Below are 15,040 nucleotides of genomic sequence, written 5' to 3'. Positions count from 1 at the left end.
CGTTCAAGCATCAGATGACCCGGAACGGAAACGCGATCGGGCTCTTCCTTCATCGAGCCCTCAAGGGGCGGCTCGACGCCTTCGGCGACCAGAAGGTGCTGATGCTCTGCGCCCCCGGTCGACGCACCGGCCTCCCCCGGTCGGTCATGGTTCGCTTCCTCGACTACGAAGGCGGGTTCCTCGTCTGGGGCACCGGGAGCGGCTCACCCACCGAGCCGGACTGGTTCCGCAACCTGCGCCGCGCCTCGCGTGCACGCGTCGAGATCGGCACGACCCCGCTTGAGGTCGTGCCACAGGTACTGGCCGGCACCGAGCGCGACCGCGTCTGGCGGGAGGTCGTGCTGGCAGCCGTCCCGGGTGTCGCGAAGTACGAGGCGAAGGCGGGCCGCATCATCCCGGTTGCCGTGCTGCGGCCGGTCGACGTCAGTCCTGCGGGTTGACCCCGTCGCCACCGGCCCCGGCCGACCAGGCAGGGAGCTGCTGCAGCGACCAGCGGTTGCCGTCGGGGTCGGAGAAGTAGACGAAGCGCCCCCACGCCTGCTCGTCGACCTCGGACGCCTCGACACCGCGACCGACGAGCTCGGCGCGCAGCGCGTCGACGTCGGCGACGACCATCTGGAGGTTGTCCAGACCACCGGGGACCATCTGGGTCAGGCCCTTGCCGATGGCGATCGAGCAGGCCGAGCCCGGGGGCGTCAGCTGGACGAAACGGACCTCGTCACTCACGGTGTAGTCGTGGTCGGCGTTGAAACCCACCCGGTCGACGTAGAACTCCTTGGCCCGGTCGACATCGGTCACGGGGACGGCCACCAGCTCGAGCTTCATGTCCATGACGGCACGCTAGCCCCGACCACCGACGCTGCGGGGCCCGAGCAGCCACGGATGCGGGTCAGGGCCGTCCGGCGTCGCGGTCGTCGGTGAACCCGACCTGCGCGCGGTCCCTCGCCTCGTCGGGCTCGGGCGACGGTCTCCGGCCCCCGGCACGGACCCACGCCGCGACGGTCCCGCGGACCCTCGAGGCCGCGGACGGTCCGAGCAGCAGCGCCAGGGCGACGAGCAGCAGGACGACGGCCAGGGACTCCGACCAACCGGCAGCGGTCGTCACGGTGCGCACCGAGGGCTGGAGCATCGCCGTCCTGTCGTCGAAGGACCACCGCGCGACGGTCGACGAGGCCACGGTGCCGAGCGCCAGCGCCGTGCAGACCGCGGCGAGCTGCTCGGTCCGCCGCCCGGGCCGCACGGCGACGGCGACGAGCGCGACCGCGGCGAGCACCAGGACCGCCACGAGGAGCAGCAGGCGCGGGACCGGGTGCGGCCCGATGTCGTCGTCGAGCACGAGCCCGTCGGAGGTGTAGCTGACGACGTCGCGACCCCACGCCCAGAAACGCTGCTCCGACCCACGCGTCGGGTCGCCGCTCCCGGGCATCCGCACCGACAGGACCAGCGTGGGCCAGACCGTCGTCGTCCCAGCGAGCACGAGGCCGAGACCCCCCAGCGTCGCCGCGGCCACCGGGGCCGCGCGAACGACCCGTCCACCGCGCCGCCCTGTCACGCCCTCACCCCCGCTCGTCCTCACCCCCGCTCGTCCTCCACGAGCTCGACGGGCGGCCCGGAGAGGTGCTCGCCCGCGGGCCGCAGGGCGCCCCTCTCCACTGCAACCGGGCGGCCCGGGAGCACCCGGCCCGGCGTGCGACCGTGCTGCGGCTCCTCGTGCGCCGCCGGCACCTCTGCACGGTCGAGTCTCGAGGTGACCACCATCGCGACGACCGCGCCGAGCAACACGACGACCGATGCCGTCTCGAGCGTCGCGGGAAGCGTCATCTGGGTGCGCACGGTGAGCCCGGCCACGCCTTGGTCGACCTCGGTGAGCGAGGCGTTCACCCGTGATGCCACGGTCGTGAGGGCGCTACCGGCGAGCAGTCCCACGCCGGCGGGGGCGGCCGCCGAGGCGAGCGGCCGGTGCAGCAGCCACAGCACCACGCACACCGTCGCGCCGGCCGCGAGGAGACCGAACACGACGAGCCCCAGCCAGCTCCAGGTGTCCTGCAGCTCGACGTTCTCGACCCCGGTGACCCGGACCCTGCCCCAGCGCCAGTCGGACTCGGTCTTGAGCAGGGCCCCGCGCTCGCGGTCCGAGACCGACATGGTCCTCGTCGGTTCGACGAACGACGGCAGGAGCAGCAGCACTCCGACCAGGGCGAGGCCGCCGCTCGACCAGCGGGCGGCGCGCCGGGTGCCCTGCGTGTCCATGGGCGACCTCCGAAGGAGAGCTGTGCCGCACCACTCCGGGCGGCCAGTCCATTCTCGCCTCGATCAGCGCGCCCCGAAACGCCCCGCCACCTCGACGAGGCGCGTGTTGGCCTCGGGTTCGCCGGTCGTGACCCGCACGCCGTCGTCGCCGTACTGCCGCACCATCAGGCCGGCCTCCTCGCACGCCTGCGAGAACGCGGTCGAGTCGGCCCCCAGCGGGAACCACACGAAGTTGGCGTCGGACTGCGGCAGCTTCCACCCCTGGTCGGCGAGCGCCCGCACCACGCGGTCCCGCTCGGCGACGATCGTCTCGACCCGCTCGGTCAGCTCGTCGAACGCGTCGAGCGAGGCGATCGCGGCCGCCTGCGCGATCGAGTTCACGCCGAACGGCGTGGCCGTCTTGCGGAGCGCAGCGGCGACCGGAGGGTGCGCGACGGCATACCCGACGCGCAGGCCGGCGAGGCCGTACGCCTTCGAGAAGGTGCGGAGGACGACGACGTTGGGACGGTGGCGCCAGACGTCGAGACCGCGTACGGCCTCGGGGTCGCGGACGAACTCGACGTACGCCTCGTCGACCACGACGATGACGTCGCTCGGCACCTTGTCGAGGAACGCCTCGAGCTCGGACTGGTGCACGCAGGGACCCGTCGGGTTGTTCGGCGTGCAGACGAGCACGACGCGGGTGCGCTCGGTGATCGCGGCGAACATGGCGTCGAGCCGGTGGCGGGCCTGCTCGTCGAGACCCACCATGACGGGCGTGGCGCCGGCGAGCTGCGTGACGATCGGGTAGGCCTCGAAGGAGCGCCACGCGAAGACGACCTCGTCGCCGGCGTCGCAGGCGGCGTTGACGATCTGCGCCAGCACGGCGACCGAGCCGGTGCCCGTCGCGATGCACTCGGTCGGCACGTCGAGCGCCTTGGCGAGACGCTGCGTGAGGGCGGTGACTGCCATGTCGGGGTAGCGGTTCACCGACGCCGCAGCGCCGTCGATCGCCGAGAGCACCGACGGGAGCGGGCCGTACGGGTTCTCGTTGGACGACAGCTTGTAGGCCGTCACGCCGGCGGGCGCCGCCGCCGGCTTGCCCGGCTTGTAGTCCGGCATCTGCGCGAGGACCTCACGGAGCCTGACGCCGGGGTTCACGTCGGGGTGCTGGGAGGGGTGCTCGGCCGCGTCGCTCATACCCGAACTGTAGAGGCAGTGTCCACGGCGGCGACCGCCCCATGGACGCAGGACTGACGCGGCGCCCGCTCTGTGGCTAGGCTCACATCGTCGCGTCAGCGCCGCCACGACACCCTGTTTGCTGCCCACTCTCCGAAAGTCCACTCAATGCGCATCGGCATTCTCACCGGGGGCGGGGACTGTCCCGGCCTCAACGCCGTCATCCGCGGCGCGACCCGCGCCGCCGAGGTCACCTACGACAGCACCGTCATCGGCTTCCGCAACGCGTGGCGCGGTGTCATGGACAACGACTACGAGATCCTCGACGTCGACCGCTGCCGCGGCATCCTCCCGCTCGGCGGCACGATCCTCGGCACGTCCCGCGACCAGCCGTTCGCCCACGAGGACGGCCTCAAGCGCGTGCGCAAGGCATACGACCGGCACGGCCTCGACGCGATCATCGGCATCGGCGGCGAAGGCTCCATGGGCGTCGTCAACCGCCTGCACGAGAACGGGTTCCCCGTCATCGGCGTGCCGAAGACGATCGACAACGACATCTCCCTCACCGAGATGACCTTCGGCTTCCAGACGGCCGTGCAGATCTGCACCGACGCCATCGACCGCCTCCACACCACCGCCGAGTCGCACCACCGGGTGCTCGTCGTCGAGGTGATGGGCCGGCACGTCGGGCACATCGCCATCTGGTCGGGCCTCGCCGGCGGCGCCGCCATCACCCTCGTGCCCGAGGAGCCGTTCGACATCGACGAGGTGTGCGAGCGCATCGTCCACCGTCACAAGAAGGGCCGCTTCGCGACGATCGTCGTCGTCGCCGAGGGCGCCCTCCCCAAGGAGGGCACGATCGAGATCCCGGCGCCCGAGGTCGACAAGTACGGCCACCAGATCCTCGGCGGCATCGGCTCGATCCTCGCCCGCGAGATCCAGGGCCGCACCGGCATCGAGAGCCGCATGACCGCGCTCGGTCACATCCAGCGCGGTGGCTCGCCCGTCGCCTTCGACCGCGTGCTCGGCACCCGGTTCGGCGTCGCCGCGGTCGAGGCCGCCCTCGACGGCGCCTGGGGCCAGATGGTGGCCCTGCAGAACGGGCACATCGAGCGCGTGCCCGTGGCCGAGGCCATCGGGTCGCTCAAGATGGTCGAGCCCGACCTGCTGCGCCTCAACGCAATGTTCCAGCCGCGCATCCCCGGCGACGAGCACCCCGGCCTGCCCGACGATTCGCCTGCCGCCGTGGAACACTGAGCGCATGCTCATCAACTTCGCGCTGCAGACGGTCATCAACGCCGTCGCCCTGTGGATCGCCGCGTGGGCCATCCCGGGCATCACGTTCGGCGAGGGCCGCACGGGCAACATCTTCTGGACGGTCGTCCTCGTCGCCCTGATCTTCGGCGTCGTCAACGCCCTCATCCGGCCCGTGGCGAAGCTGCTGTCGATGCCGTTCATCATCCTGACGCTGGGACTGTTCGTCTTCATCGTCAACGCGCTGATGCTCGAGCTCACCTCGTGGCTCGCCGGCAAGCTCAACCTCGCGTTCCACATCGACCACTTCTTCTGGGACGCCGTCTTCGGGGCGCTCATCGTCACCTTCGTGTCGATGATCCTCAGCTTCGCCAAGCGCGACTGACCACCACCAGACACCCCGGTATGCCGTGAGCCCGCTTCCCTCCGGGGAGGTGGGCTCACGGCATACCGGGGTGTCGGTTTCGGGGCTGTCGGCGCGGAGTCCTACCGTCGGGGCATGCGGTTGCTCCACACCTCCGACTGGCACCTCGGGCGCACGCTCCACGGCGTGAACCTCCACGAGGCCCAGACGGCTGTCCTGGAGCGCATCTGCGAGCTCGTCGAGTCGCCGCCCGACGGCATCCCCGTCGACGCGGTGCTCGTCGCAGGCGACGTGTACGACCGCGGCGTCCCGCCCGTCGAGTCGGTGCAGCTGTTCGAGTGGACGCTGTCGCGACTGTCCGCCGTCACCACCGTCGTCGTGACCTCGGGCAACCACGACTCCGCCATCCGCCTCGGCTACGGCTCGGGCCTCTTCCGCGACCGCATCCGCATGGTCACCGACCTCGAGCAGCTCGACCTACCGGTCCTGCTCGAGGGCAGCGACGGCGTGCGGGGCGCGATCTACGGCATCCCCTACCTCGACCCCGACCACGCGCGAGTTGCGCTGGCCGGTGGTGGTGAGCCGCTGCCGAGGTCGCACCAGGCCGTCGTCGGCGCCGCCGTCGAGCGCATCCGGGCCGACCTCGCCGACCGCCCCGGCGTCCGCTCGGTCGTGCTGGCCCACGCGTTCGTCGCAGGCGCCGAGCCGAGCGACTCCGAGCGCTCGATCATGGTCGGCGGCGTCGACCGGGTGGCCGGCACCGTCTTCGCCGGCATCGACTACGCGGCGCTCGGGCACCTCCACGGACCCCAGGCCCCCGACTCGGCCGACGGGTCGGTGGTGCGCTACTCCGGGTCGCCGCTGCGCTACTCGTTCTCCGAGCAGGACCACGAGAAGGTCGTGCTGCTCGTCGACCTCGACGAGACCGGCCCGGCTCGCGTGACTCCGGTCGAGATCTCCCAGCCTCGCCCGATGGCGACGCTCCGGGGCCGACTCGACGAGCTGCTCGAGGCACCCGAGCACACGCACGCCGAGAGCGCGTGGGTGCGCGTCACGGTCACCGACCGCGTGCGGCCCGACTCGCTCATGGACCGCCTCAAGTCACGCTTCCCGCACGCCCTCCAGGTCTTCCACGACCCCGAGGGGGCGGTCGAGCGCACCCGGGGCGGCACCACCGTCGTGAGCGAGCGCGACCCGCGCGAGCTCGGCTCCGACTTCATCGCCTACGTCACCAAGACCGAGGCGAGCGACGGTGAGGTCGACGTCTTCGCAGCCGGCTACGAGGCCGCCGTCGTCGCCCAGCACAAGGCCGAGGCGCAGGAGGTGGCGTGACGTGCAGCTGCACCACCTCTCCATGACGGCGATCGGGCCGTATGCCGGCACCGAGGTCATCGACTTCACCACCGTGGGTCGGGCCGGGCTCTTCCTGCTCGAGGGACCGACGGGATCCGGCAAGTCGACCATCATCGACGCCATCACCTTCGCGCTCTACGGCAAGGTCGCCCAGGCCTCCGCCGACGTCGAGCGCATTCACTCGCACCACGCCGACCCGCGCACGGTGCCGGTCGTCGTCCTCGTCTTCGAGACCCAGTCGGGCCTCTACCGGGTGCAGCGCACACCCCGCTTCGAGCGGCCGAAGTCGCGCGGCACCGGCTCGACCGTGCAGCAACCGACGATCAAGCTGTGGCGCCTGCAGACCCCCGACGACCTGACGGGCGGCGAGCTGCTCTCGACCAACATCGGCGACTGCGACGACGAGATCACCCGGGCGGTCGGTCTCACCCGCGACCAGTTCGTGCAGACCGTGATCCTGCCGCAGGGTGAGTTCGCCACCTTCCTGCGGGCCCGGTCCGAAGACAAGGGCAAGCTCCTCGAGAAGGTGTTCGGCACGGCGTTCTTCCGCCGTGTGCAGGACGAGATCGTCGAGGCGGGCAAGGCCGCCCAGGCGCGCCGGCAGTCGGCGGTCGACGAGATCCGCCTGGCCGTGCACGCGCTCGCGGTGTCGGCAGGTCTGGAGACCGAGCGCCGCGACGTGCTCGAGGCCCTGAGCCGCACGGCGCCGGATGCCCTCGAGGCCGAGCTGTCGCAGGTCGTCGACGAGCTGACCACGCGCGAGCGCCACGCCGGCAAGGCCAGCCGCGAGGCCATCGAGAGCCACAAGCAGATGGCCGACATGGTCAGCGACGCCAGGCTGCGCATGCAGCGCCGCGAGCGCCTGCTGGCGCTGCAGCAGCAGGAGCACGACCTCGGCAAGCAGGCGGTGCGCTTCACCGAGCTGCGCGAGGAGGTGGCACGCGCGCAGCAGGCTCGGCCCGTCGCCGGCGCGGTGCGCACCCTGGCGCTGTCCGAGGCCGCCCTCAAGCGCGCGGCCGCGGCGCTGGCCAAGGCGCGCGAGCAGGTGGAGCCGGCCCTGCGCGACCACGGTCCAGCCGCCCTGCGCGAAGCAGCTGCCCGGGCTCGCGAGGTCGTCGGCTCGCTCACCGGCGCGATCGCGGTCGAGACCGCCCTCGCCTCAAGGTTGTCCGAGCAACGACGACTGGCCGAGCACCGAGACGGCATCCGGCGCTCCGTCGCCGCGGTCACCACCGAGCTCGAGGCCCTGCCGGTGACCATCGGCACCCACGAGGAGGCGCTCACCGAGGCACGGCGGCTGACCGCCCTCGTCGACGGACGCACGGCAGAGGGGTCCCGCGCCAAGGAGCGGCTCGAGGCGGCGCTCGCGCACGCCGCTGCCGCGGGACGGGTCCCCGGGTGCGAGGCCGCGGCGGCCGAGGCGTTGTCTGTCGTGGCAGCTGCCGAGACCGGCCTCGCCGGGCTGCGTCGCGCCCGCATCGAGGGCATCGCCGGCGAGCTCGGCCTCTCCCTCGTCGACGGCGACCCGTGCCCCGTGTGCGGGTCGACCGAACACCCCTCCCCGGCGCACCCGACCCTCGACGCCGTCACGCCCGAGCAGATCGACGCCGAGGAGACCCGCGTCGTGGACCTGCGGCGACGCGCGACGCACGCCGCCGACGTCCTCGGGGCCCTGCGCTCCGAGGTGCGCGAGCTCGCAGCTCGCGCAGACGGACTGGACGTCGACACCGCCCGCGCCCGGGCCGAGGCCGCCGGCCGCGACCTGGCCGAGTCGGTCAGCGCCCGCTCCGACGTCGAGGCCGGGGCGGCGCGACTCCGCGAGCTGCGCGACCGTGTCGACACCCTGTCGGCGCAGGCCGCGCGACTGGCCGCCGAGCTCGCTCGCACCGAGCAGGCCGTCACTGACCTCGACACGCGAATCGCCGAGGAGACCACCCTCGTCGAGCAGGCACGCGACGGCCACCCCAGCGTCGCCGCCCGACGAAGCGACCTCGTGGCGGCCGCCGGTCGCATCGACGCGCTCGTCGACGCCATCGGCCAGCGCGACGTCGCCGCCGCGGCCGTCGCCGAGGACACCGCCGTCCGCGACTCCGACCTCGCCCAGTTCGGCTTCGCCGACGTCGCCGAGTGGATGGCAGCCGACCGCAGCGCCGAGTGGATCAGCGCCCGCACCAAGGAGATCGACGACTTCGAGCGCGCCTGCACACAGGTGCGGGCGGGGCTCACCGGTCCTGAGCTCGCCGACGTCCAGCTCGATGCGCTCTTCGACGACATCGAGCAGCTCGAAGCCCTCGCCGTCGCCGCCAAGAAGGACATGGAGGCCGCCGCCCACGAGCACGGCAGCCTGCGCGACCAGGTCGCCCGCACCAAGCGGCGCGTGGCCGACATCCGCGAAGCCCTGTCGCGCAACGCCGCGGTGATTGCCGAGACCGCCGACGCCGTCCGGGTCGGTCAGCTCGTCGCCGGCAACGGCGACAACCAGCTCAACCTCGACCTGGCCAAGTACGTCCTCATCCGCCGCTTCACCGAGGTGCTCGCGGCCGCCAACACGGAGCTCGGCCGCTTCTCCGGCGGTCGCTACACGCTCGAGCACACCGACGCGAAGAAGGGCAACGCCAAGTCGGGCCTCGGGGTGCGGGTCCACGACATGCACACCAACCAGGTGCGCGAGGTCGGCACGCTCTCGGGCGGCGAGACCTTCTACGTCTCCCTGTCGCTCGCGCTCGCCCTCGCCGAGGTCGTGCGCGCCGAGTCCGGTGGCGTCGACCTCGGCACCCTCTTCGTCGACGAGGGCTTCGGCACCCTCGACCCCGACGTGCTCGACGACGTGATGCACACCCTCGAGGGGCTGCGCGAGGGTGGTCGCACGGTCGGCATCGTCAGCCACGTCACCGAGCTGAAGTCCCGCGTCGCCGACCGCATCGAGGTGCTCGTCCGCCCCGACCGCACGAGCACCCTCCGCATCACCGCCTGACCGGCTCGCTCCGCGCCGACCGAGAGAGCACTCCGTCACACGACCCGGGTCCGCCGTTCGCCGCGCACCCGCGTTCCCCCCACCCAATCGAAAGAACGCTCCGTCACGTCCCGCGAGTGACAAAGCGTTCTCTCGACTGCGGCGGTGGCGGGCGGAGGCCAGCGATCGAGAAAGCGATCCGCCGGTTCGGTGCACGGCGTCGGCGGGCGGGCCGCTCTACGATCGCGAGCATGAGCTTCGTCGCGAGCGTGTTCGTCGGTCTGGCCGCCCTGCTCCACGCCTACATCTTCTGGATGGAGAGCGTCGCCTGGACTCGTCCCGACATCTGGCGTCGGTTCGGGGTCGCCGACCAGACGGCCGCCGACGTGACCCGGCCGATGGCGTACAACCAGGGCTTCTACAACCTCTTCCTCGGCATCGGCGCCGCGCTGGGCATCGTGCTGTGGTGGACCGGCCACCACGAGGTCGGCAAGACCCTCATGCTCTTCTGCGCCGGATCGATGGTGGCCGCCGCGACGGTGCTCATCACGACCGGCAAGAGCTACCTGCGGGCCGCGCTGTCGCAGGGCACGATCCCCCTCATCGGCTTCGTGCTGACCCTCTTCACCTGACCTGGCCAGGACCCCACTTCCACTCGAGTGCTCGATTCCCGACGCGGGCTCGGTCGGACAGTGAGCACTCGATGGGGCCAGACGGGGAAAGGCGGGGTCAGGCGGGGGTCGGGACGTCCGCGTCTCCACGCCGGCGGGGGCCGCGCGTCGCGCCGATGACGAGCACGACGACACCGACCACGGCGGAGCCGAGGGCGAGCATCCCGTAGCCGGCGGACCCCACGACGACACCCGCCGCCACACCGCCGAAGGCACCCGCGAGGCCCATGAGCACGTCGGCCAGGCCCTGGGCCGCCGGCCGCTCGTCGGTGGAGACCGCCGAGGTGAGCAGGGTCGAGCCCGACACGAGCGTGCACGACCACCCGACCCCGAGCAGGAAGAGGGCGACGAGCAGCAGCCCCGACCAGCCGGCGTGCGAGCGCGACGCCAGCACCGCGGCGAACGCCAGCACCGCGCCGCCGGTTGTCGCCACGGCCGGGCCGCCCCAGCGGTCGACGGCCATGCCGACGAGCGGCGACAGCGCGAACATGCCCAGGATGTGCATGGAGATGACGAAGCCGATGACCTCGAGCTCGGCGTGGCCGTGCTTCATGTGGATCGGTGTCATCACCATGACGCTCACCATCACGAGGTGGCCGAGGGCCATGATGAGCATCCCCTGGAGTGCTGCCGGGTTGGCGCGCAGCACGGCGAGGCCACGCCGCATCGAGCCGTCGTGGTTCGGGCCGTCGTGCTGCGAGGCGTCGGCGACCGAACCCGAGGTCGGATCGTCGCCGCCCACGCCCGCGACGACCGCGTCTGCCCGGACCATCTCGGCGTCGGCCCGACGCGCCTGGGCATCGAGCGTCCGCGCCGCGAGCAGCGGGTCGGGGCGCAGCAGCCGGTCGACGACGAGCCACGCCAGCACGAACCCCGCGAGCGAGAAGACGAAGACGCCCGACAGCTCCGGCACCCCGACGGCGTGCGCCACGGCCTTGCCCGGCCCGACGAGGTTGGGCCCGGCCACCGACCCGATGGTCGTCGCCCAGACGACGATGCTCAGGTCACGCCCCCGGCGCGCCGGAAGCGCGAGGTCGGCGGCGGCATACCTCGTCTGGTTGTTGGCGGTGGTGCCACCGCCGAAGAGGAACATGCCGACGACGAAGAGCGGGAACGAGCGCAGCACGGCGGCGGCGAGGACCACTGCCGCGCCGACGAAGGCGAGGGTGAGGCCGAGGCGCAGCCCGAGCCGCCTGCCGCGCGCGGCCGTCGCCCTCGCGACCGGGATGGTGATGAGGGCCGTGCCGAGCACCTGTGCCGTGGTGCCGACGCCGGCGAGCGCCTCGGTGCCGCTGAGGTCCTCGGCGAGCAGCGCGCCCACCGCGATGCCGCAGGCCATGCCGACTCCGCCGAGCACCTGCGAGCCCACCAGAGTGCGAATCACCCTGCGCTGCAGGGCATCCCGGTCGATCGACGCTGGAGCCAGAACCACGAGACCTCAGACGTGCCGGCGTGACGTGATGACGCGGAAGCGGTTCGCGACGAACGCGGCGTCCGTGTAGGCCGCGTTGGCGGCGGGGTTGGCGCCCGTGCCGTGCAGGTCGGAGAACGCCGCCGTCTGGTTGACGAAGATCTGGCCGGTGAGGTTCTCGGAGAGGGCGACCCCGCCCGCGGCCGCCGCGTCGCGAGCCGCGTCGAGCACGTCCTCGCTGGTCGAGTAGACGGCGGCCGTCATCGCGCCGTGCTCGTGCACGGTGTCGGCGAGCTGGGCGAGCGACTGGTCGGTCGAGGCGGTGCGGATGAGGAAGCCGACCGGCCCGAAGCACTCCTGCGTGTAGACGTCCTCGCGGGCGACGTCGAGCGCGACGAGGCCGGGAGCGCGGACGACCGCGTCGGCGTACGCCGGGTGCGTCACGCGACGTGAGTCGAGCACGACCCGGCCGTCGGAGTCCGACGCGAGCTGCGCCAGCGAGTCGGCGTTGGCACGCACCTGGTCGTTGACCGTCGCGCCGAGCAGCTCGACCGCCTTCGCGTCGTCACCGGTGAGACGCCCCACCGCCCCCGCGAGCTTGTCGCCGAACTCGTCGAACGACAGGTGGCCCTCGTCGGTGTCGATGCCGTCGGCAGGCACGTAGAGATTCTGCGGGGCGGTGCACATCTGCCCGGAGTAGAGGGTGAGGCTGAAGGCGAGGTTGCCGAGCATGCCCTTGAGGTTGTCGGTCGAGTCGATGACGATCGAGTTGATGCCCGCCTTCTCGGTGTAGACGAGCGCGCCGTGGGCGCCGGCGGTCTCCTCGAGCCAGGCGCCGAACGTCGGCCCGCCCGTGTAGTCGATGATCGCGACGTCGTCGCGCTCGGCGAGCGTCTTGGCGAGCCCCTGGCCGTCGGCCTCGGCGGCGAGCTGCACGAGAGCGGCGTCGAAGCCGGCCTCGGCCAGCACCTCGCGCGCGACCTCGACCGAGATCGCGAGCGGCAGCACGGCCCGCGGGTGCGGCTTGACGACGACCGGGTTGCCGGTGACGAGCGACGCGAAGATGCCCGGGTAGGCGTTCCACGTCGGGAACGTGTTGCAGCCGATGACGAGCGCGATGCCGCGCGGGACGATGCGGTAGTCCTTCTGCATGCGCGTCGGCGCCGGGTTGCCCTCGCGGTCACGGCCGGGCTTCTCCCACACGACCGAGGCGGGCACGCGCTCCTGCTCGACGAGCCCCGCCGCGACAGCCTCGACGGCACGGTCCTGCGCGTGCGGACCGCCGGCCTGGAAGGACATGACGAACGGCTGCCCCGACGTGTGCATCACCGCGTTGGCGATCTCGAAGCTGCGCTTGTTGATGCGATCGACGATCTCGACGCACACCGCCGCGCGCACCTGTGGCCCGGCGTCGCGCCAGGCGGGGATCGCTGCCCTGGCCGCCTCGAACGCGGCGTCGACGTCGAGCGCCGGGTAGGTCGTGCCGAGCGTCGGCCCGTAGGGCGACACCTCACTCCCCACGAAGGTGCCGTCGGTCGGCTGGCTCGACAGGGCGGCATACGGCTGCCCGAGGTGGGCCTCGTAGGCCGCCAGGCCCTCCGCCGCGGCGGTCTCGCCGTAGACACGGGGACTGGGCGACTCGGGGTAGCGGGAGTACCAGACGCGCGTGGTCAGGGCCTGACGGATCTCGTCGAGGACCCCGGCGTGCGTGTCGAGGAGTGCGTGGGTGGGCGTCGTTGCCGGTGCAGTCACAAGGCGATGCTAGCCCCGGCCACGGGGGGTGCCTGACCGCCCGGTGAGCACGCGACCGCCCCGACCCGGCAGGATGGCGGACATGGACACGGACACCCCCGAGGCCGGTGCTGCACGCGACGACGAGGGCGCGGTCGGAGCGACGTTCGGCCCCGTCGGCGTCGTCGGAGCGGGCGCGATGGGGGCCGGCATCGCGCAGGTGGCGGCGACCGCCGGCCACCGGGTGACGCTCGTCGACCTCGTCGAGGGAGCCGCGGTCGCTGCCGTCGAGAAGATCGGTTCGGCGCTGACCCGCCTCGTCGAGAAGGGACGCCTGTCCCAGGACGCCGCGTCGGCGGCCCTCGCCCGCATCACGCCCGCCCGGTCGCTCGACGAGCTGCCCGAGTGCGGGCTCGTCATCGAGGCGGTGCCCGAGAACCTCGCCGTCAAGCAGGGCATCTTCGCCGAGCTCGCCGAACGCCAGCCACCGACGACGGTGCTCGCGACGAACACCTCCAGCATCGACATCGACGCGATCGCCGACGACGTCGCCGACCCCGAGCGCGTGCTCGGTCTGCACTTCTTCAACCCGCCACCCGTCATGGCGCTCGTCGAGGTCGTGCACGGCAAGCGCACCGCGCAGGCGTACGTCGAGCACGCGATCGCGCTCATGGAGGCCTGGGGCAAGACCCCGGTGCGCTGCAGCTCGACGCCGGGCTTCATCGTCAACCGGGTGGCGCGCCCGTTCTACGGCGAGGCGCAGCGCATCGTCGAGGCGGGGATCGCCGACGCGGCGACGGTCGACTGGATCCTGCGCGAGAAGGGCGGCTTCCCGATGGGACCGCTCGAGCTCACCGACTTCATCGGACAGGACGTCAACCTCGCCGTCGGCACGTCGGTGTGGGAGCAGACCGACCACGACGAGCGGTACGCGCCCACCGACTTCCAGCGTGGCCTCGTCGAGGCGGGGCGGCTGGGTCGCAAGACCGGCTCGGGCGTCTACGCGTATGCCGCCGACGGCACGGTGGAGGGGGCCGAGCCCGACCTCGAGCTCGCCGCCCGGCTCGTCGGGGGGCCGGTCGAGACCGACCCGCTGGCCCGCACGCTCGCCATGCTCGTCAACGAGGCCGTCGACCTCGTGGCCCGAGGCGAGGCCGGGGCCGACGACGTCGACACGGCGATGCGGCTCGGCACCCGCTACCCCCGCGGCCCCGTCGAGTGGGGGCGTGAGATCGGCTTCGACGTCGTGGCCGCCCAGCTGACCGCGCTCGACGCCGCCTACCCCGGAGGCCGCTACCGGCCGAGCCCGGCGCTGACAGACGGGAGCCTGTCGTGACCGACACCGGGGAGACCGCGTCGAGCGACGAGGGCGTCGCCTTCGCACGGCAGATGTGGGCCGACGACCAGGCCTCCCGCCGCCTCGGCATGGACGCCACGGTCGTCGAGCAGGACCACGCCGTGGTGCGGATGGAGATCCGCGACGACATGGTCAACGGCCACGCCATCTGCCACGGCGGCTACATCTTCACCCTGGCCGACTCGTGCTTCGCGCTCGCCTGCAACTCGCGGGGGCGCCTCACGGTGGCGGCCGGGGCCGACATCTCCTTCACCGCACCGGGCAGACTCGGTGACGTGCTCGTCGCCGAGGCAAGGGTGCGCTCGGCGTTCGGACGCAGCGGCATCACCGACGTGACGGTCAGGCGGGAGTCCGACGGTCAGATCATCGCCGAGTTCCGCGGCCGCAGCCGCTCCCTCAAGCGCCCCTGAACCCTGAGGAACTGAGCACTCGATGCGGGTTCAGCCTCGAGTGCTCAGTTCGCGACCCACGATGCGCGTCAGGAAATGAGCACTCGACCGGCCCTACGCGTCGAGTGCAGCCTTCCCGACACGAACGC

14 protein-coding genes are annotated in these 15,040 nt (G+C 72.3%); 8 read left to right on the top strand and 6 right to left on the bottom strand.

Annotation, left to right across the window (positions count from 1 at the left end):
- The first annotated feature begins 14 nt into the window (after nt 1-14).
- Nucleotides 15-440, top strand: a complete 426-nt coding sequence (locus ACXR8F_RS07070) for a nitroreductase family deazaflavin-dependent oxidoreductase (protein ID WP_458799338.1) — start codon at nt 15-17, stop codon at nt 438-440.
- Here the strand turns inward: ACXR8F_RS07070 and ACXR8F_RS07065 are convergent.
- The 4 genes from ACXR8F_RS07065 to hisC all read right to left on the bottom strand — a co-directional run bounded on the left by ACXR8F_RS07065 (nt 424) and on the right by hisC (nt 3,429).
- Nucleotides 424-831, bottom strand: coding sequence for a glyoxalase superfamily protein (locus ACXR8F_RS07065; RefSeq protein ID WP_045189583.1), 408 nt, complete (start codon nt 829-831; stop codon nt 424-426). The two genes, ACXR8F_RS07070 and ACXR8F_RS07065, sit on opposite strands and share 17 nt — an antisense overlap.
- 58 nt (nt 832-889) lie before the next feature.
- The gene (locus tag ACXR8F_RS07060) at nt 890-1,552 is read right to left on the bottom strand and encodes a hypothetical protein (RefSeq protein ID WP_458799337.1); all 663 of its coding nucleotides are present in this window, start codon (nt 1,550-1,552) and stop codon (nt 890-892) included.
- Between the two features lie 20 nt (nt 1,553-1,572).
- A complete protein-coding gene (locus ACXR8F_RS07055; RefSeq protein WP_458799336.1) occupies nt 1,573-2,250 on the bottom strand; it encodes a hypothetical protein in 678 nt (225 codons plus the stop codon).
- 63 nt (nt 2,251-2,313) lie between these two features.
- On the bottom strand, nt 2,314-3,429 hold the full coding sequence (hisC, locus tag ACXR8F_RS07050; protein WP_458799335.1) for a histidinol-phosphate transaminase: 1,116 nt from the start codon (nt 3,427-3,429) through the stop codon (nt 2,314-2,316).
- Nucleotides 3,430-3,576: 147 nt separating this feature from the next.
- Between hisC and ACXR8F_RS07045 the strand changes: the two genes are divergently transcribed.
- The 5 genes from ACXR8F_RS07045 to ACXR8F_RS07025 all read left to right on the top strand — a co-directional run bounded on the left by ACXR8F_RS07045 (nt 3,577) and on the right by ACXR8F_RS07025 (nt 9,964).
- Nucleotides 3,577-4,665 carry a 6-phosphofructokinase gene (locus tag ACXR8F_RS07045; protein ID WP_045189594.1) on the top strand — a complete coding sequence of 363 codons (1,089 nt, stop codon included), beginning with the start codon at nt 3,577-3,579 and terminating at the stop codon, nt 4,663-4,665.
- Between the two features lie 4 nt (nt 4,666-4,669).
- Nucleotides 4,670-5,047, top strand: coding sequence for a phage holin family protein (locus ACXR8F_RS07040; protein WP_045189596.1), 378 nt, complete (start codon nt 4,670-4,672; stop codon nt 5,045-5,047).
- A gap of 114 nt (nt 5,048-5,161) precedes the next feature.
- Nucleotides 5,162-6,358 carry an exonuclease SbcCD subunit D gene (locus ACXR8F_RS07035; RefSeq protein ID WP_458799334.1) on the top strand — a complete coding sequence of 399 codons (1,197 nt, stop codon included), beginning with the start codon at nt 5,162-5,164 and terminating at the stop codon, nt 6,356-6,358.
- Between the two features lies 1 nt (nt 6,359).
- Nucleotides 6,360-9,353, top strand: coding sequence for an AAA family ATPase (locus tag ACXR8F_RS07030; protein ID WP_458799333.1), 2,994 nt, complete (start codon nt 6,360-6,362; stop codon nt 9,351-9,353).
- Nucleotides 9,354-9,583: 230 nt separating this feature from the next.
- Entirely contained in the window at nt 9,584-9,964 is a 381-nt protein-coding gene (locus ACXR8F_RS07025; protein ID WP_458799332.1) for a DUF1304 domain-containing protein, read from the top strand.
- A 97-nt stretch (nt 9,965-10,061) separates the two neighbouring features.
- On the opposite strand, the gene ACXR8F_RS07020 is transcribed toward ACXR8F_RS07025, so the two are convergent.
- Both ACXR8F_RS07020 and paaN read right to left on the bottom strand, forming a co-directional pair.
- Complete coding sequence (locus tag ACXR8F_RS07020; RefSeq protein WP_458799331.1) at nt 10,062-11,387, bottom strand: MFS transporter; 1,326 nt, start codon at nt 11,385-11,387, stop codon at nt 10,062-10,064.
- 54 nt (nt 11,388-11,441) lie between these two features.
- Nucleotides 11,442-13,166, bottom strand: coding sequence for a phenylacetic acid degradation protein PaaN (gene paaN / locus ACXR8F_RS07015; RefSeq protein ID WP_458799330.1), 1,725 nt, complete (start codon nt 13,164-13,166; stop codon nt 11,442-11,444).
- Nucleotides 13,167-13,248: 82 nt separating this feature from the next.
- Between paaN and ACXR8F_RS07010 the strand changes: the two genes are divergently transcribed.
- The gene (locus ACXR8F_RS07010; RefSeq protein WP_458799329.1) at nt 13,249-14,481 is read left to right on the top strand and encodes a 3-hydroxyacyl-CoA dehydrogenase NAD-binding domain-containing protein; all 1,233 of its coding nucleotides are present in this window, start codon (nt 13,249-13,251) and stop codon (nt 14,479-14,481) included.
- Nucleotides 14,478-14,912, top strand: coding sequence for a hydroxyphenylacetyl-CoA thioesterase PaaI (gene paaI, locus ACXR8F_RS07005; RefSeq protein ID WP_458799328.1), 435 nt, complete (start codon nt 14,478-14,480; stop codon nt 14,910-14,912). The genes ACXR8F_RS07010 and paaI overlap by 4 nt, the downstream gene beginning before the upstream one ends.
- Nucleotides 14,913-15,040 lie beyond the last annotated feature (128 nt).

It is taken from the genome of Terrabacter sp. AAH1 (assembly GCF_054456855.1).
The sequence above is the reverse complement of the archived record's forward strand: the minus strand, read 5'-3'. Positions and strand labels throughout refer to the sequence as shown.

Coding starts and splice junctions, on each gene's coding strand:
- ACXR8F_RS07070 (WP_458799338.1), top strand. CDS start 15: ATGACCCGGAACGGAAACGCGATCGGGCTCTTCCTTCATCGAGCCCTC.
- ACXR8F_RS07065 (WP_045189583.1), bottom strand. CDS start 831: ATGGACATGAAGCTCGAGCTGGTGGCCGTCCCCGTGACCGATGTCGAC.
- ACXR8F_RS07055 (WP_458799336.1), bottom strand. CDS start 2,250: ATGGACACGCAGGGCACCCGGCGCGCCGCCCGCTGGTCGAGCGGCGGC.
- hisC (WP_458799335.1), bottom strand. CDS start 3,429: ATGAGCGACGCGGCCGAGCACCCCTCCCAGCACCCCGACGTGAACCCC.
- ACXR8F_RS07045 (WP_045189594.1), top strand. CDS start 3,577: ATGCGCATCGGCATTCTCACCGGGGGCGGGGACTGTCCCGGCCTCAAC.
- ACXR8F_RS07040 (WP_045189596.1), top strand. CDS start 4,670: ATGCTCATCAACTTCGCGCTGCAGACGGTCATCAACGCCGTCGCCCTG.
- ACXR8F_RS07035 (WP_458799334.1), top strand. CDS start 5,162: ATGCGGTTGCTCCACACCTCCGACTGGCACCTCGGGCGCACGCTCCAC.
- ACXR8F_RS07025 (WP_458799332.1), top strand. CDS start 9,584: ATGAGCTTCGTCGCGAGCGTGTTCGTCGGTCTGGCCGCCCTGCTCCAC.
- ACXR8F_RS07010 (WP_458799329.1), top strand. CDS start 13,249: ATGGACACGGACACCCCCGAGGCCGGTGCTGCACGCGACGACGAGGGC.